The sequence below is a fragment of the Tissierella pigra genome (assembly GCF_018917845.1).
GTDB lineage: Bacteria > Bacillota > Clostridia > Tissierellales > Tissierellaceae > Tissierella > Tissierella pigra.
In genome coordinates this window covers 3,171,175-3,188,126 of record NZ_JAHLPJ010000001.1, presented here as the reverse complement: position 1 = coordinate 3,188,126, position 16,952 = coordinate 3,171,175, and the positions used below count along the sequence as shown (strand labels likewise).

Here is a 16,952-nt window from a genome sequence, read left to right as displayed (position 1 = left end):
TAGTTGGGACTTTTAAATTTTTTGACAAAAATCTCCAAAAAAAGAAGGAGTTTTAAAATTAATGTAGAATACTATATTAGATAAGGATAAATAAGGAGGTTAGTAGTAACGTGAGAGCGGATATAGGAATAGATTTAGGTACTGCAAGCGTTTTAGTATATGTAAAAGGTAAAGGAGTAGTATTACAAGAACCTTCAGTTGTTGCTATAGATCAAAATACAAACAAGCTTCTAGCAGTTGGAGAAGAGGCTAGAAGAATGTTAGGTAGAACTCCAGGAAATATTACAGCTATTAGACCTATGAGAGATGGAGTAATATCTGATTATGATATAACTGAAAGAATGATAAAATATTTTATACAAAAAGCAATAGGTAAGTATATTTTAAAGCCTAGAGTAATAGTGTGTGTACCTAGTGGAATAACTGAAGTAGAAAAACGAGCAGTTATAGAAGCTAGTACTCAGGCAGGGGCTATAAAAACTTATATAATAGAAGAACCAATTGCTGCTGCCATAGGAGCAGGAGTAGATATTACAGAGCCAACTGGCAATATGGTAATTGATATTGGTGGAGGTACTACAGATGTAGCTGTGATTTCCTTAGGAGGTATTGTTGTTAGTCGTTCCATAAAAATAGCTGGCGATGAATGGGATGAATCTATTTCCAAATATATTAGAAAAAAATTTAATATGATGATAGGAGAAAGATCAGCTGAGGAACTAAAACTCAATATAGGTTCTGCCTATGAGATGGGAGAAGAAAGGTTTAAGGAAGTAAGAGGAAGGAATTTATTAACAGGTCTGCCTATAACTATAAATGTATCCTCAGATGATATGCTTCAAGCTCTTAAAGAACCTATACAAGAAATTATAGATACAGTTCATATAGTTCTTGAAAGAACACCACCAGAATTAGCAGCAGATATTAGTAATAGAGGAATACTTATGACTGGAGGAGGAGCACTTCTTCATGGATTAGATAAGCTGATATCGGAAAGAACGGGAATTCCAGTTCATATAGCAGATGAGCCAGTTTCATCTGTTGCAAGAGGTACAGGTAAGGCATTGGAATGGATACAATACCTTGATTCTAATGTGGTAGAAGCTAGTACACCAAAAAAATATATACGCTAAAGTCTTTTATAAAATCAGCCGATAATATAATAGATATAATGTTTAGGATGTGATGAATATGAATAGAGGTCTATATATTGGAGCTACTTCTTTAGTGACCAACCAAAAAAAGCTAGATGTTTTGTCAAATAATTTAGCCAATGTAAATACAGTAGGATATAAAAAGGATATTTCTCTTTCTGAGTCTTTTCCTGAAAAGTTATTGGTAAAGATGAGTAAAACTCCAGAGTTGAGAAATATACCTGGGGAAAATAACATAACTTATGAAAATAATAATGGAGTTCATACTGCTAGAACAGAAGAAGGATACTTTGTTTTAGAAACTTCTAGGGGAAAGTCTTATGTAAAGGAAATAAAAGTTGTAGCTGATGAAGAAGGGAATTTAAAAACCCATTATAAAGATTTAATGGGTGAGAATAAAACAGATTATGAAAATTATTTAATCGACCAGAGTGGAAACAGAGTACAGCAAGGAGGAGATATGGAAAATCTACTTCAAGGCGTAGTATTTACTCCACCTCCTTATGTTGTAGGTACTATGAGTGGAGGAGTAAGATTTCAGAAGATATTTACTGATTTTACTCATGGTGGAATGATGGATACAGGTGGAAAATTAGATTTAGCCATAAAGGGAGATGGATTTTTCAAAATCCAAGGAGAAGGACAAACTCTATATACTAGAAATGGTTCATTCTCCATAACTGACGGTTATCTTACAGATTTAGATGGCAGAAGAGTACTTGGAAGAAATGGTGCGATTCCTTTAAACGGTGGTAATGTAGATATTTTAGCTAATGGACTCATTCAAGTTGATGGAAATACCATAGATACCTTAGATATAGTTAATATAAATAATAAAGAATTTCTTAGAAAAATGGGAGATAATCTTTTTTATGGAGTAGAAAATGCTAATATAGAAGAAAATCCATTTAATGGAGAAGTATTACAAGGTTATCTTGAAGGTTCTAATATGAACTCAATATCTGGAATGGTTGAAATGATAAATTTACTTAGGGAATTTGAAGCAGGACAAAAGGCAATTAAGATGCAGGATGAAATGTTAGAAAAAGCAGCTACTGAAATAGGAAGGGTGTAAAATAATATGAGATCATTATGGACTGCGGCAACAGGTATGAAGGCACAGCAATTTAATATAGATACTATATCAAATAACTTAGCCAATGTGAATACAACAAGCTATAAAGTACAAAGAGCAGAATTTAAAGATTTATTTTATACAAATCTAAAAAGAGCTAATATAAACGACGAAGGTGGAAGACCGGTAAATTTAGAAGTAGGACATGGTTCTATGCCTGTGGCTACTAAAAGAGATTTTAGAACAGGGTCTTTTATAGATACTCAAAATACCTTTGATTTTGCATTAAATGGAGAAGGTTTCTTTGCAGTGATGATGCCTAATGAAGATATAAGATATACTAGAGATGGTGGATTTAAATTAAGTGTAGATGGGGATGAAGCTACTTTAGTTACTTCAGAAGGATATTTTGTACTTAGTGAAGATGAGGATTTAATTACTTTTGATTTAGGATTAAAGGATATAACTGTTGATGAACTAGGATATGTCTATGGATTAGATGAAGATGATGAAAATGTTGAGATAGGAAGACTAATGTTAGTTAATTTTATGAATCCAGAGGGACTTCAAGCTGAAGGACAAAACCTTTACAGAGCAACAACTGCTTCTGGAGAAGAAATTTTACTAGAAGCAGAAGAAATGAGTACGAAAGTAGTTCAAGGATATTTAGAAGCATCAAATGTTCAAGTTGTAGACGAAATGGTAAAGATGATTACAGCTCAAAGAGCATATGAAATTAATTCAAAGACCATATCTACTTCTGACGAAATGATGCAGATTGCAAATAATTTAAAAAGATAATAGGTGATTAGATGAATATATTACCAAATAATAATATTATAAATGTAGATAAAGATCCTTCCATGATTCAGAAAAAGGCAGAAAACCTTAAAGATGGCGAAGATAAGGAATTAATGGAAGTATGTAAGGAATTTGAAAGTATATTTACCTATATGATGTTAAAAGAAATGAAAAAAACTGTTCCAGATAATAATGGCTTCATAGAAAAGTCTCAAGGAACTCAAATATTTGAGGAAATGTACTTAGAGGAATTATCTAAGGAGATGTCCAACGGAAATAATGGTATAGGAATAGCAAAGATGCTTTATGAACAATTTAAAAATGGAAATGTAAGATTGTAAATTTGCAAATAAAAACAACTCCGATTTCTGATTATCAGAAATCGGAGTTGTTTTTATTTTACTTTGACTCCCGGTTTTTCAAATAAGGGGGAAATTGTATAAGTCATATTCTTGCCATTTACCACAAATTCTACAATACCTAAGTCGTATATTTCATCAGCTTTTGTTGGTGTTTTTGTATTTAGAGAAATATATCTTATACCATCTTTTAAATCAGAAGCATTATAGCTTCCACCATGGACTACGAATACATTTTTACCTCTCTCGTGGGCTTCTACTAAATAACTGTGAAGTAAATCTGCTTCTAGTTTATCTTCAAATCCATTATCTCCAAATATTGGAGTAGTAAAGAATAGTACAATATTATCTTCCTGTATTTTAGATAAATCATTTTTAAGATTATTCCATTGACTAGCATTAGTTGCCCTAATACCTTTTTTGTCAGTATTTACACTTATGAAAACAACCTCTTTATGTTTATCCTTTTTATAACCACTTGAAGCGTCTATTCTTGCATAGTTGTTTAATCCATTTGAAAATTCTTTTGATACGCTATTTAAGAAAACAGCTATTTTACTTTTATTTATTCTAGCTTTAATTTTTGAACTAGCATCATATTTTACAAGTTCATCTAATTTCTTTGGTTCTGCTGCTACAGCAAATGTAAAACCATTATCTTCAACATTGGACTTAACATTTTTATCATCTTTTAATGAGCTTGGTGTAGGCATTACTACATTGCCTAATGTAGGTGGATAAAAAGCTGTTAATCCATCAAGTAATAATTCTCCTGCTGGTGCTTTTAAACTATCTGTTTCCACAGGATAAATTCGTTCTAAAATAATAGGGTATGAAATATTAGAAGGAATTGTAGCTTCTACAAATCTCCAGTCACTAAAATCTATATTCTTTGTAAAGTCTATAGTATGTTCTTTTCCTTTACTGTCCTTTAAAGTACCTCTTAGCCATGTACCACTACCATCGCCTTTAACCCAAATACCAAGTTTCTTTGGCACACCAGCTATAGTTAGTCCCTTTTTATCTCCTGTTCCGAAATTAATATAAGCAGCTCTAGTACCAGTTCCACCAGAGAAATCATATTTTAGAGATAGTGAAGATTTACCCTCTTTTACATCCTGACTTAAAGATACACTACCTTTTACTGCATCTGGGTATGGTGAGAAATGTATATTGTTAATACTTTCAAAGCTTTCAACAAGTTTACCAGAACTACCTACAGTTACTATAATATTTTTAACTCCGTCTCCTAACTTTGCAGTTAGAACTCCAGCTTGAGATTTGTCACCACTATGGAAGACCCCGTTATTTACAGTTCCAATATTGTTAATAGTTGTGAATTCAATGTCTTTAGGATATATTTTGGCTTGATAGCCATTTTTATCTTTACCATTAAAAACAGGCAAAGTTCTTTCACTATTTAAGTCCATATTGAAATTGGATAAATCAGTAGTTAAGTCTCTAACGGGACCTAATACCTTAACTTCTGTAGAAGCAGTTATACCATCATAATTGGCACTGATCTTAGCAACACCTTCTGAAAGAGCTTTAAAATTGTTGCCATCTATAGTTCCCTCTACACCTTCGTGAGTGAATATTAGTTTAGATTTATCTATTGCAACTGGATTATGATATTCATCATAGCCTTTTACTGTAAAGTCTCTTGAAGTATTTAAAAACATATTTGAATCATCAGTTGATACTTTAATATATGATAGTTCTCCTACTGGAGCATTGGAAAATACTCCAACTCCATTTACTACAAGTCTTTCAGTTCCTTCAGATGGTTTGTTTACTACAGTGGCTTTTTGCTCATCAATTGGCTTTATTGCCATAGTAGTTGAACCACCGCCATCTAGATTTAATCCATTATATGCCCCTAAGTCTCTTAGAATTGCACCAAACATTTCTTGGCTGACTCCTTTGAAGGATTTATCCCTTCCGTCTATAGTTACTAAAATAAGTTCTTTTCCGTCTTGACTAATTCCGATTCCAGTTCTAGGAGCATTTCCTTGAGAGTTAATATTTGTAAGGGACAATTCCCCATCTTTAAGTATAATACTTCCGCCACCTATGGCAAATTTGATTTCATCAGTACTTGGAGAAGTGGCTAATTTAAGATCTATAGGATCGCCTACGGCAAATTGATCTAATCCTTGCTTTCTTTCTTCTCCTCTTACAGCTAAAACATATCCGTTTTGAGGTATGTTAACTGCTTCTTTTCCAATTCTTACATCTGTTACTACATCATCTTCTACTACAACTTCTACTAAATCTGAATGAAATTTGTTTCCTATGGATTTAGTGCCCCAATTTTTATCTAAAAGCGTTAAAACCTCAAAGTTAGTAGTTACCTTATTTATTGCATTTATAACAACTTTCTTTCCACTAGATAAGTTAGTAGCCACCATGCTTCTATCTAAATAATCTATTTTAGCATTATTTAAAAAGTCTATGAAGAAGGTAGGAAGAGCATAGTCCTTTTCTATAGGAGAAGATATTATTGTACCATCATTAATTAAAGTTCCTAAAGAAGATGGTAGAGGAGCGTAATTGAAATAGTCTCCATTTATTCCAGCTACAGCATCATGTTTCTCCACTAGGGAACTAACTTTGTCTCTATTTGGAATGCCATTCGGATTAAATAGACCTTTTATTTCAGTATAAGGGTCTAGCAAATCTATTCTAAGTACATTTATATTCCACCATCCAGAAGTGGTAAAACGCATTATTTTTTCATAGACCACTCCAGAAGAAATATTATGTTTTTCTACATTCTCATATATAGAATATGGCATGTTTACAGTAATTTTAGCAGCAAGAGCTGGACCAGTTGAAGTAAATACAGTTGTAGCAGCTAAAATAGACACAAAAACCTTTTTAATATTTTTTTTCATTAAATCACCTCATTATAATTTACCTTTTTTTCCTAATCTGCCTAAGATTGCTTGTCCAAGTATTATTATATAGTTTAAATATATCAATTGGGTTACAATTATATTACAAGTTAGGAACAAATGACTATTGACAAAAAAATAAAAAAGAATTAAACTTTTGTTTAATTCTTTTTTTATGGTCGGGGTGAGAGGATTTGAACCCCCGGCCCCATGGTCCCAAACCACGTGCGCTACCAAACTGCGCTACACCCCGACATTTAATTGTTTGTTGTGTCTGTGTCACTCACTCGACTATTATAGTATACGATGGATTGGATAAAAATGCAATAGGTTAAATTAGTCTATATATAGCCAAAAATGGTGATATATAGATTGAAATTAAGATTATATAGATAAATTGAAGTATATCTATAAATATCTAGACATATCTTTAAAAATATGTGAATTTATAAAGGGATATTTAAAACAGGACAAAAAATCTTATGTTTTCTGTCCTGTCTTTAGAGTTAGTATTTAAGTTTTGATATGTCTCTATACATTTCTTCTGATAATTTTAGTAAATTCTTTGAGGCAAGTTCAATTTCTGACATGGCAGATATTTGTTCCTCAATAGATGCTGAAGTTTCCTGTGTTCCAGCAGCATTTTCTTCTGAAATTGCAGATAAACTTTCAATAATATTTATTATTTCTTCTTTTTTATTATTCATTTCATTACCAGAAGAATTTACATTTTCAATTGCTGCTCCAATTTTTTCAATAGCCTTTGCAATACCTTCAAATTTATCATTAGTAGTTTCTACACTTACTCTTTGCAGTTCTGTAGATTCTTTTACTTTTTCAACATTACCTACTGCATACTCTGTTTCTTTTGTTAGATCTTCTATTATATTTACTATTTCCTTAGTAAATTCATTGGAGTTCTCTGCTAATTTACGGATTTCATCTGCAACAACTGCAAAACCTCTTCCATGCTCACCAGCACGAGCTGCTTCTATGGCAGCATTAAGAGCCAAAAGATTTGTTTCCCTAGCTATGTTTTGAATCATATAACTGGCATTGTGGATTTTCTCAGTACTACGATTTGTATTTAAAATAATTTGATTTATCTCTTCTACAGAATCTTGATTCATTTTAGTTTTTTTTACTAATTCTTTAATTATTGCACTACCTTCATCCTTTAATGTTCTGACTTCATCTGTAGTTTTATTTAGTTCTTCAACATATTCTTGGTTTTTTTCTATAAGGTTTCCTAATACATTTATACTTACGGCACCTTTTTCTGTATCTCCTGCTTGGTCATATGCTCCTCGAGCTATTTCTTGCACGGTATTGGCAATTTCTTGGGATACCATAGTTGTTTGAGTACTGGTAGAAGCCAATTTTTCTGATGCAAGTTTTAAGTTATCAGATATATTATACATATCACTAAGAAGTTTTTTAATAAAGCTTTGTAAATTCCCTAGAGAATTAGAAATTTCTCCAAACTCATCTCTTTTACTAAGGAACTTATGAGATAGGATATTGGTAAAATCTCCAGATGCCATTAGATTTAAATGATTTTTTGCTATATTAAGACTATCTGAAATGGTTTTAGATATAAGAAACAATACGGTTCCCAAAATAATAAAGGAAATGGCACCTACAATTAAAACAATAATCATATTTCTATTAATTGCATCATTGGTATCTTTCATAGATAAAGCTATATTCAAAGCACCTGAAAACTTTCCGTTTATATTAGCAGGAACTACGAACTCATAGACTTCTTCTCCATTATCAAATATGGAGGAATAGCCTGTTCTTTCATTTATTGCCTCAATAATATTACTATCACTTATTTCTGTACCAATTTTATCACTATTACTATGAGCTATTATTTTATTACTAGGATCTATAAATCCAGCATAAACTATACTAGAATCTCTGGACAAATCATCTATAAGTTTTTGATATTGAAATTTTTCAGTTAATTCATGGACTTTATCGGCAGAAATAGCAACCTGAACAAATGCTCCGCCTTGTCCCTTTATTGCTCCAAATTTATAGTAAGAACCATTTTCAGATGCTGCGTCTTGTCTAATATCTTTTTCTATCATTTCGAGATCAGAACTTTGCATAAATTTAGCTAATGGATGATCAGAAGGTACAACCCATCCAATATCTCCACGAACTGTTGAGTATATCATTTCCATATTTTCATTATACCAATAGATATTATCTATAATAGAACTTTCTTTAATATTATCTAGGAGTTCATTATTTAAGTTATCTTGGTTTTTTATTACTGAATTTGCTGTAGCTCTCATGTTTTTTTCCAATACTTCAGTAATTGCCATAATAGAGCTTTCATTATCATTCATTCTACTTATTACTTGGTTTGCTAACTGAAAACCACTGGTTTTCTTTGCATTTAATATATTCCTCTTAAACAAATACGAGGTTCCACCTTCAATTACTAGTATTGTAATAAATAGAAATACTAAGGGAACTACAATTAACTTAAATTTAATGGTTTTGGGATTCTTACTTTTTTGATTTTCCTCACTAGGTTGAGATACTTTAAAGCTTGGCATTTTGGGTGTTAAATTTTCTTTTTTAAATTTTTTCATCTTTAGCTTTTTCACCTTATCATCTCCTATGTTATTTTGTAATTAAAGGTTTAACTAATATATACCGTATATTGATTATTTTACCATAAATAAAGCAAGTTTTTTACAAAAATTGCGATTATTCATTGTCAAAATTCAATCATTGAAGGTATAATATATTTATCGGAATGTTTGGAGGAATATTTATGTTAGAATTAATAGAAGAATTAAGGATAGAAATCATGGTAATTTTCTTTTCCATGTTACCTATAGTGGAAGTGAGAGGAGCTATACCTTTAGGTATATCACTAGGTCTAAGCCCAGTACATAGTGCAATTCTTGGTATAATAGGGAATATAATCATAGTTCCGTTTTTACTAAAGTTACTTTATCCTATTATGTCTTTCTTTGAAAAAACAGTGATTTTCTCAAAGACCATAGGGTGGATAAAAAGAAGATCTATGAAAAAATCAAGGACCATAAAAAAATATAGTCTTATAGGACTATTTATATTTGTTGCTGTACCAATACCTACTACAGGAGCATGGACAGGCTCTGTTATAGCATCTATGCTGAAGCTTGATTTTAAAAAGTCATTAATGGCTATATCTTTAGGAGTCGTATCATCAGGTCTTATAGTACTAACTATATCTTATGGTATAGTTTCAATATTTTAAATTGTTGACTAGGATTTTTTCCTATGATAAAATGTCATGTAGATAAAAAAATATAGTTCCTTATCAAGAGAGGTGGAGGGTATGGGCCCAATGAAACCCGGCAACCAGTATTTATATACAAGGTGCTAAGTCCCACAGAACTAAGTTCTGAAAGATGAGGTAAAGCAAACGCTAAGACCTTTTCTTTAAAAAAAGGTCTTTTTTTATGACCTAACCCAGTGAACGAACGTAGTGAGTGAGCTGTAGGTAGGTCAAACGCACCTACGCTGTCCGTTTTGTCTACAATTCGCTACGCTCATTGGACAAAAAGGCAATGAGAACCAAATCTATGCGAGGGTAGCGGGCAAATAGATTTGAGTTTCGAGACTGTGACAAATGACTTAACACAACGAACGCCAGTGAGTAAACAAATTGGTGTTTCGAGACTGCGACAACTGACCTAGTGTAATTCTAGGTCAAATATAACGACAAATTATATAAAATGACCTAATAGTAGGTGAATTTAAATTATAAAGAGGAGGAAAAGAAATGAAGAAATGGTTATTTACTTCTGAATCAGTAACAGAAGGGCATCCAGATAAAATATGTGATCAAATATCAGATTCTATACTTGATTCAATATTAGAAAAAGACCCTAATGCAAGGGTGGCATGTGAAACTACAGTGACTACAGGAATGGTATTAGTAGCAGGTGAAATAACTACAAAATGCTATGTAGATATTCCTAGAATTGCTCGTGACACTATAGAAAAAATAGGATATACTAGAGCAAAGTATGGATTTGATTCAGATACTTGTGCAGTACTTACTTCCATAAATGAGCAATCAGGAGATATTGCCATGGGAGTAGATAAATCTCTTGAACAAAAGACTAACTCAGAAGATATATTAGACCAAATAGGTGCTGGAGATCAGGGCATGATGTTTGGCTATGCTTGTAATGAAACTAAGGAACTAATGCCATTACCCATATCTTTAGCTCATAAACTGGCTAAAAGATTAGCAGATGTAAGAAAAGATGGCACTTTGGAATATCTAAGACCAGATGGAAAGACTCAAGTAACAGTAGAGTATCATAATGATAAACCAGTAAGAATAGAAAATGTAGTAGTATCCACTCAACATAGTCCAGATGTATCTTTAGATACCATAAGAGAAGACATAATAAAATATGTAGTAATGGAAATAATTCCTCATGAATTACTAGATGAGAATACAAAATATTATGTAAATCCAACAGGTAGATTTGTAACAGGTGGACCTATGGGAGATGCAGGATTGACTGGAAGAAAAATAATAGTAGATACCTATGGAGGATATGCAAGACACGGAGGGGGAGCTTTTTCAGGAAAAGATCCTACAAAAGTAGACCGTTCAGCTGCATATGCTGCAAGATATGTGGCGAAAAATATAGTAGCAGCAGGATTAGCAGATAAATGTGAAGTAGGTCTTTCCTACGCCATAGGAGTAGCTAGACCATTATCAATTTATGTGGATACATTTGGTACTGGTAAAGTAACTGATGGAGAAATAGAAGAATTAGTAAGAAAGCACTTTGATTTGAGACCAGCAGCAATTATAAAAGACTTAGACTTAAAAAGACCAATCTATAGTCAAATAGCGGCCTATGGACACTTTGGCAGAGAAGATTTAGATTTACCATGGGAGAAAATAGATAAAGTTGATTTATTGAGAGGATAACCCTCTCAATAAATCTCCAGTGAATAACTAAGAGTGAATAGTGAATAGTGTGTACGACCTGCGGTCTTTACCTAAATAGTTTCAAGTTTACTTGAAACTTCCATAACTATTCACTTTTAACTATTAAATATTAACTAATAAGGGAGGCGAGTATATGTTACTGGAAGGTGTCATTGAAGAAGTTAGATTCAGAAATGAATCCAACGGCTATACAGTTGCAAAACTTAATACATCTGATGGACCAATTATTATAGTAGGTAATACTCCCTTTATTAATTTAGAAGAAACTGTAAAGGTAGAAGGAGAATGGATATATCACCCTACTTATGGAGAACAACTTAGCTTTACAACTTTAGAGGTAGTAGTACCGTCTACCTTAAAGGGAATAGAAAACTATCTTTCCTCTGGACTTATACCTCATATTGGACCAAAGACGGCTAAAAGGATAGTGGAGAAGTTTGGCATGGATTCTTTGGAAATTATCCAATATAATCCAGAAAGACTAAAGGAAATTAGTGGAATAGGGGATAAGAAGCTTGAAGGAATAGTTGAAGCTTATAAAGAACAGAGAGAAGTAAGAGATATAATGGTATTTCTTCAGCAATATGGAATTACAGTAAACTATGGTATCAAAATATATAAAAAATATGGTAAAGACACCATAAATATAATAATGGAAAATCCCTATAAATTATCTGAAGATATATACGGTATAGGATTTAAAACAGCAGATAAAATTGCAGAAAAAATGGGTATAAATAAGGAATCTTTATATAGAATAGAGGCAGGACTAAAGTATGTTATAATGGAATGGGCAGGAAATGGACATTCCTATGTACCTAAAGAAGAATTAATCTTAAATACCAAAGAATTGCTGGAAACAGAAGAAAGTTTAGTAGAAGAAGGTATAAGAAATCTTGGACTGAAGGGAAGTATTCATATAATTAGAGATGGTGAAGATACTCTAATTTATTACACTCCTTTTCATATTGCAGAAAATAATGTAAGTAAAAAATTAGTAGAATTGTCTCAAGTAAAATTAGAAGAACTATCAGTAGATGTAGAAAAGGAAATAAAAAGAATAGAGGAAGAAGAAACTATTCTATTTGCTAAAAAACAAATTTTAGCCATAAAAGAATCCTTAGAAAATGGTCTTGTAGTAATTACAGGTGGACCAGGTACAGGAAAGACTACTACCATAAATGCCATAATAAAAATATCAGAGGACTTAGGACTTTCAGTTATATTGGCAGCTCCCACTGGAAGAGCAGCAAAGAGAATGACAGAAACTACAGGAAAAGAAGCAAAAACAATACATAGATTATTGGAATATTCCTTTATGGAAGAAGAAAGTATGGCCTTTGGAAAAGATGAAGACAATGCCATAGAAGGAGACTTAATTATCATAGATGAATCTTCCATGATAGATATACTGCTTATGAATTCTTTACTTAAAGCTATAAATCCAGGAACTAGAGTTGTTTTAGTAGGAGATATAGACCAGTTACCATCTGTAGGAGCAGGAAATGTATTAAAGGATATAATAGAATCAGGAGTAGTTAAAGTAGTAAGGTTAGATGAAATTTTCAGACAGTCAGAAGAAAGTATGATAATAGTCAATGCCCATAAAATAAATAAGGGAGAAAATCCAATTCTAAATCAAAAGGATAAAGATTTTTATTTTCTCACAAGAAATACTACTAAAGATATATTAGATACAGTAGTGGAACTCTGTGCTGATAGATTACCTAAATTCTATGGAGTAGATAGTGTAAAAGATATTCAAGTTCTTACTCCAATGAAAAAAGGAGATGTAGGTATAAATTCCTTAAACAAATATTTGCAATCTACCCTAAATCCAGAAAATGACCAAAAATCTGAAAAGGATATAGCTGGAGAACTTTTTAGAGTAGGGGACAAAGTGATGCAAATAAAAAACAATTATACTACTGAATGGAAGATAATGAAAAATGGTATAGAAATAGATACAGGTGAAGGTGTATTTAATGGAGACTTTGGATTTATCATAGATATAGATGAAGAGGATAGAACCATGAAAGTTTTATTTGATGATGAAAAAGAAGTAGAATATGAATTTAACCAATTAGATGAATTGAAACTAGCCTATGCAACAACAGTACATAAATCACAGGGTTCAGAGTTCCCCGTAGTTATAATGCCTATTACCTGGGGTCCTCCAATGCTTCTAACTAGAAATCTATTATATACTGCCATTACAAGGGCAAAAAAACTAGTAGTATTAGTAGGAGAAGAGAAATATTTATCTATGATGATAAAAAATAATAGAATAACAAAAAGATATTCGGCTTTAGATAGGAAAATGAGAAGTTATATTTCTATTTTTATGGAGGAATAGTATGTTATTTGTGAAAAATAATATTTGTCTTTTTTGCAAGGAGAATAATATTGACATAATTGGGTATCTATGTAAAGATTGTTATGAAAGATTAGAAATAGTCCATGGTGAATTAGAACTGGATTTTCCCTATATTAAGAAAACCTACTATTCCTTGGAGTACAATAGGTTCATTAGAGAAATTATAGGAGATTATAAATTTAATGGAAAAAATTATTTATATAAACCCCTTGGACAAATTATGGTGGAAACAATAACAAGAAAAAACATACATAAAGATATAGATATAATAATATATATACCAATTCATAGAAGAAAGGAAGCCATAAGAGGATATAATCAGGCTGAGCTATTGGGAAATTTCATAGGAAAAGAATTAAACATACCTGTGTCTAAAAATAATTTAGTCAAGATAAAATGGACTAAGGAACAATCTCACTTGACTAAAATCAATAGGGCTACAAATCTAAAGGATTCATTTAAAGTGAAGGATATTAATAAAATTAAAAATAAAAAAATACTTCTAGTAGACGATATTATAACTACAGGAGCAACTATGGGAGAATGTTCTAGATTACTTATAAATAGTGGTGTAAAGGAAGTCATAACCGTGGGCATAACTTCAAGTAAAAAAGGAGTGAAAATATGAATGTAAAAAATTGTAGTAGATGTGGAAGAATTTATAACTATGATGGATTTAGAGTGTGTCCTACCTGTAGAAGAGAAGATGAAGCAGATTTTCAAAAGGTAAAGGAGTATTTATATGACAATCCAGGAGCTGATGTTCAGGAAGTTAGTGAAGAAACAGAAGTAGATTCAAGGAAAATCATAGATTTTCTAAGGGCAGGAAGATTGGAAATAGCAGAAGGAAGTGCTCTTATACTAGAGTGTGAAAGCTGTGGTGTAGGCATTAGAACAGGAAGATTCTGTGAAAAATGTACAGTGGGAATGGAAAGGGAACTGGGAGCCATAGTAAATGCAGCAAGACCTAAAACAGACGGTAGAAAAGTAGAAGAAAAATTTAGATTAATAGATAGATATGGAAAAAATAGATAAAAAAACTAAAGTAACACCCCATCTTACCGATAATAATATTGAAAGGGAAGAGGGGTGTTTTTTATGAGAATAAATAAAATGGGTAATGTTTTTAAAGTATATAATGAGAATCATAGTGTTAAGAAAGTCAAAGATAAGAATACTAATGATAAAGATCAAGTAAAATTATCAGAACAAGCTGTAGAATTTCAATACGCTTTGAAAAAGGTAAAAGAAGTGGAAGAAATACGTACAGAAAAAGTAGAAAATATTAAAAAACAAATTCAGACAGGAACATATAAAATAGACGGAAAGAAAATAGCTGAAAAGATAATTGAAGATATTACTTTTGATAAGAAAATATAACGGCTGGTGAGAAAATGACATTTATAGAGGAATTAGAAGAAATATTAAATAAAGAATTAGAAATCTTAGTTGAACTAAAAGATATATCTTTTAAAAAGACAGATATAATCATATCCAATAATGTACAGGAATTAGAAGAAACTTCAAGAATTGAAGAAGTGTTAGTAAATCAAATGGCTCTGCTGGAAGAAGAAAGAGAAAGATTTCTAGATACTTGGGGAGTAGCCAAAGACACTTCTATTTCTTTTGTCATAGAAAAATTTCCAGAAGATAATAAAGTATTGATTAATATTAAAGAAGAAATGAAAAATGTGATGGAAGAATTAAGTGATAGGAACAAGATAAACAATGATTTGATAATGGAGAATTTAGATTGGATTGATTTCAATATAAACTTAATTACCAGCAACCCCACAAGTCCTAATTATGGTAAGAAAGAGATAAAAGAAAACGGAAATAGTATTTTTGATAGGAAGGTGTAGGATATGTCATTTGGTGGATTATATATATCAATATCAGGATTACAAGCTACAAAGACGTCCTTAAACACAGTTTCACATAATATAGCTAATTCAGATAATCCCAATTATGTAAGGCAATCAGCCCTACATAAAGATAATTACTATAGAACAGATGGAAGGTTTCAAACAGGTACAGGAGTCAGTGTAGGAGAAATAAGACAAATAAGAGACGAGTTTTTAGATATAAGATTAAGACGAGAAATATCAAGCTTTGGATACCATTATGCAAAGTCGGGAATTTTAGAAGATGTAGAAGGTGTATTTAATGAAACAACTAATAGTGGTTTACAAAAAACAATGAATGAACTTTGGAGTAATTGGAATGAATTAGGTAAAGAAGCAGAAAGTCTAACTATAAGAGGTTTGGTTCATGAATCAGCAGTAGCTTTTACAGAAACAGTAAACCATATTTCTACTCAACTTAATCATATAAAACAGAGTTTAAACAAAGAAATAGGAAACAAAGTAAATGAAATAAATAATATTTTAAATGGAGTATCTAAGCTAAATAGCAAAATCAAGCTAGTAGAAGGAGAAAACAGTAGAATAAAAGCTAATGACTATAGAGACGAAAGAAATGCCCTACTAGATAGATTAGCACAGCTAATACCAGTTAATATTCATGAAAATAAATTTGGTGAATCAGTAATATCCATGCAGGGAAGAGATTTAGTAAATGGCAGCTATGTAAGCACTATAGATATAAGAAACAATGCTGAGGGTTTAGGAGAAATATACTGGCAAAATACTAATGAAAAAATAGAGTTAAGCTCAGGAGAACTAGCAGGATATATAAATGCTAGGGATGTGTCAGTAGTTAATTATATGGAGAGATTAGATACCTTAGTGAAGGATATAGCAGAAAAAATAAATGAAATTCATAGTAAAGGCTATGATTTAGAAGGAAATGGTGGAGTAGATGGGTCTGGAAATGGTCTTGGAGAACCTTTCTTTATAGGTATAGGTGCTAAAGGAGCAGCAGGTACTATTAAAGTAAATCCAGTTCTTTCAGATTACAATAAAATAGCAGCATCTACAGATCCAGATGGTATAGGAAATGGAGATATAGCAAATGAGATTTATAACTTAAGAGATTTAGAAATCACAGATGGTATGAATCCAGATGAATATTACAGAGATATATTTCTAAGTGTAGGAATAGAAAGGGAAGAGTCAAGAAACATAGTAAACAATCAAGGATTCTTAATTAACTCCATAGACGAAAAAAGAAAAAGCATCTCTGCTGTATCTTTAGACGAAGAAATGACCGATATGATAAAATACCAACATGCCTATACAGCCAATTCGAGAGTAATAAATGCTATTGATGAAATGATAGAAACCGTTGTTAATAGAGTAGGATTAGTGGGGAGATAATTCACTAATCCAAAATTTTTACGA

Annotated in this window: 14 protein-coding genes, 1 tRNA gene and 1 riboswitch; of the genes, 12 read left to right on the top strand and 3 right to left on the bottom strand. The window is 31.7% G+C overall.

Annotated features, from left to right (window positions below):
* Positions 1 to 110: 110 nt before the first annotated feature.
* Genes mreB through KQI41_RS15645 form a run of 4 tightly spaced genes read left to right on the top strand, consistent with a single transcriptional unit; the run spans position 111 to position 3,371 of the window.
* Entirely contained in the window at positions 111 to 1,133 is a 1,023-nt protein-coding gene (gene mreB, locus KQI41_RS15660) for a rod shape-determining protein MreB (protein WP_326828277.1), read from the top strand.
* 58 nt (positions 1,134 to 1,191) lie between these two features.
* A complete protein-coding gene (locus KQI41_RS15655; protein WP_216585642.1) occupies positions 1,192 to 2,229 on the top strand; it encodes a flagellar hook-basal body protein in 1,038 nt (345 codons plus the stop codon).
* A 6-nt stretch (positions 2,230 to 2,235) separates the two neighbouring features.
* On the top strand, positions 2,236 to 3,030 hold the full coding sequence (gene flgG, locus KQI41_RS15650) for a flagellar basal-body rod protein FlgG (protein WP_154438418.1): 795 nt from the start codon (positions 2,236 to 2,238) through the stop codon (positions 3,028 to 3,030).
* 11 nt (positions 3,031 to 3,041) lie between these two features.
* Entirely contained in the window at positions 3,042 to 3,371 is a 330-nt protein-coding gene (locus tag KQI41_RS15645; RefSeq protein ID WP_154438416.1) for a rod-binding protein, read from the top strand.
* A gap of 53 nt (positions 3,372 to 3,424) precedes the next feature.
* Here KQI41_RS15645 and KQI41_RS15640 read toward each other — a convergent pair whose 3' ends face one another.
* The 3 genes from KQI41_RS15640 to KQI41_RS15630 all read right to left on the bottom strand — a co-directional run bounded on the left by KQI41_RS15640 (position 3,425) and on the right by KQI41_RS15630 (position 8,910).
* Complete coding sequence (locus KQI41_RS15640) at positions 3,425 to 6,286, bottom strand: phosphodiester glycosidase family protein (protein ID WP_154438414.1); 2,862 nt, start codon at positions 6,284 to 6,286, stop codon at positions 3,425 to 3,427.
* Between the two features lie 176 nt (positions 6,287 to 6,462).
* Positions 6,463 to 6,539, bottom strand: a tRNA-Pro gene (locus KQI41_RS15635).
* Between the two features lie 253 nt (positions 6,540 to 6,792).
* Positions 6,793 to 8,910, bottom strand: a complete 2,118-nt coding sequence (locus tag KQI41_RS15630; protein ID WP_216585641.1) for a methyl-accepting chemotaxis protein — start codon at positions 8,908 to 8,910, stop codon at positions 6,793 to 6,795.
* Positions 8,911 to 9,080: 170 nt separating this feature from the next.
* Here KQI41_RS15630 and KQI41_RS15625 point away from each other — a divergent pair, with 170 nt between their 5' ends.
* The 8 genes from KQI41_RS15625 (at position 9,081) to flgK (ending at position 16,928) form a co-directional block, all read left to right on the top strand.
* Complete coding sequence (locus KQI41_RS15625) at positions 9,081 to 9,551, top strand: COG2426 family protein (RefSeq protein ID WP_154438410.1); 471 nt, start codon at positions 9,081 to 9,083, stop codon at positions 9,549 to 9,551.
* Positions 9,552 to 9,608: 57 nt separating this feature from the next.
* Positions 9,609 to 9,712, top strand: a riboswitch (SAM riboswitch).
* Between the two features lie 367 nt (positions 9,713 to 10,079).
* The gene (metK, locus tag KQI41_RS15620) at positions 10,080 to 11,252 is read left to right on the top strand and encodes a methionine adenosyltransferase (protein WP_216585640.1); all 1,173 of its coding nucleotides are present in this window, start codon (positions 10,080 to 10,082) and stop codon (positions 11,250 to 11,252) included.
* Positions 11,253 to 11,406: 154 nt separating this feature from the next.
* Positions 11,407 to 13,629, top strand: coding sequence for an SF1B family DNA helicase RecD2 (gene recD2 / locus KQI41_RS15615; protein WP_154438406.1), 2,223 nt, complete (start codon positions 11,407 to 11,409; stop codon positions 13,627 to 13,629).
* A 1-nt stretch (position 13,630) separates the two neighbouring features.
* On the top strand, positions 13,631 to 14,278 hold the full coding sequence (locus tag KQI41_RS15610; protein WP_154438404.1) for a ComF family protein: 648 nt from the start codon (positions 13,631 to 13,633) through the stop codon (positions 14,276 to 14,278).
* Entirely contained in the window at positions 14,275 to 14,685 is a 411-nt protein-coding gene (locus KQI41_RS15605; RefSeq protein ID WP_154438403.1) for a MerR family transcriptional regulator, read from the top strand. Before KQI41_RS15610 ends, KQI41_RS15605 begins: the two co-directional genes overlap by 4 nt.
* 63 nt (positions 14,686 to 14,748) lie before the next feature.
* On the top strand, positions 14,749 to 15,030 hold the full coding sequence (gene flgM, locus KQI41_RS15600; RefSeq protein WP_154438401.1) for a flagellar biosynthesis anti-sigma factor FlgM: 282 nt from the start codon (positions 14,749 to 14,751) through the stop codon (positions 15,028 to 15,030).
* 14 nt (positions 15,031 to 15,044) lie between these two features.
* Positions 15,045 to 15,512 (top strand): flagellar protein FlgN, encoded by a 468-nt coding sequence (locus KQI41_RS15595; protein ID WP_154438399.1) that lies wholly within the window; start codon positions 15,045 to 15,047, stop codon positions 15,510 to 15,512.
* A gap of 3 nt (positions 15,513 to 15,515) precedes the next feature.
* Positions 15,516 to 16,928 carry a flagellar hook-associated protein FlgK gene (gene flgK / locus KQI41_RS15590; protein WP_154438397.1) on the top strand — a complete coding sequence of 471 codons (1,413 nt, stop codon included), beginning with the start codon at positions 15,516 to 15,518 and terminating at the stop codon, positions 16,926 to 16,928.
* Positions 16,929 to 16,952 lie beyond the last annotated feature (24 nt).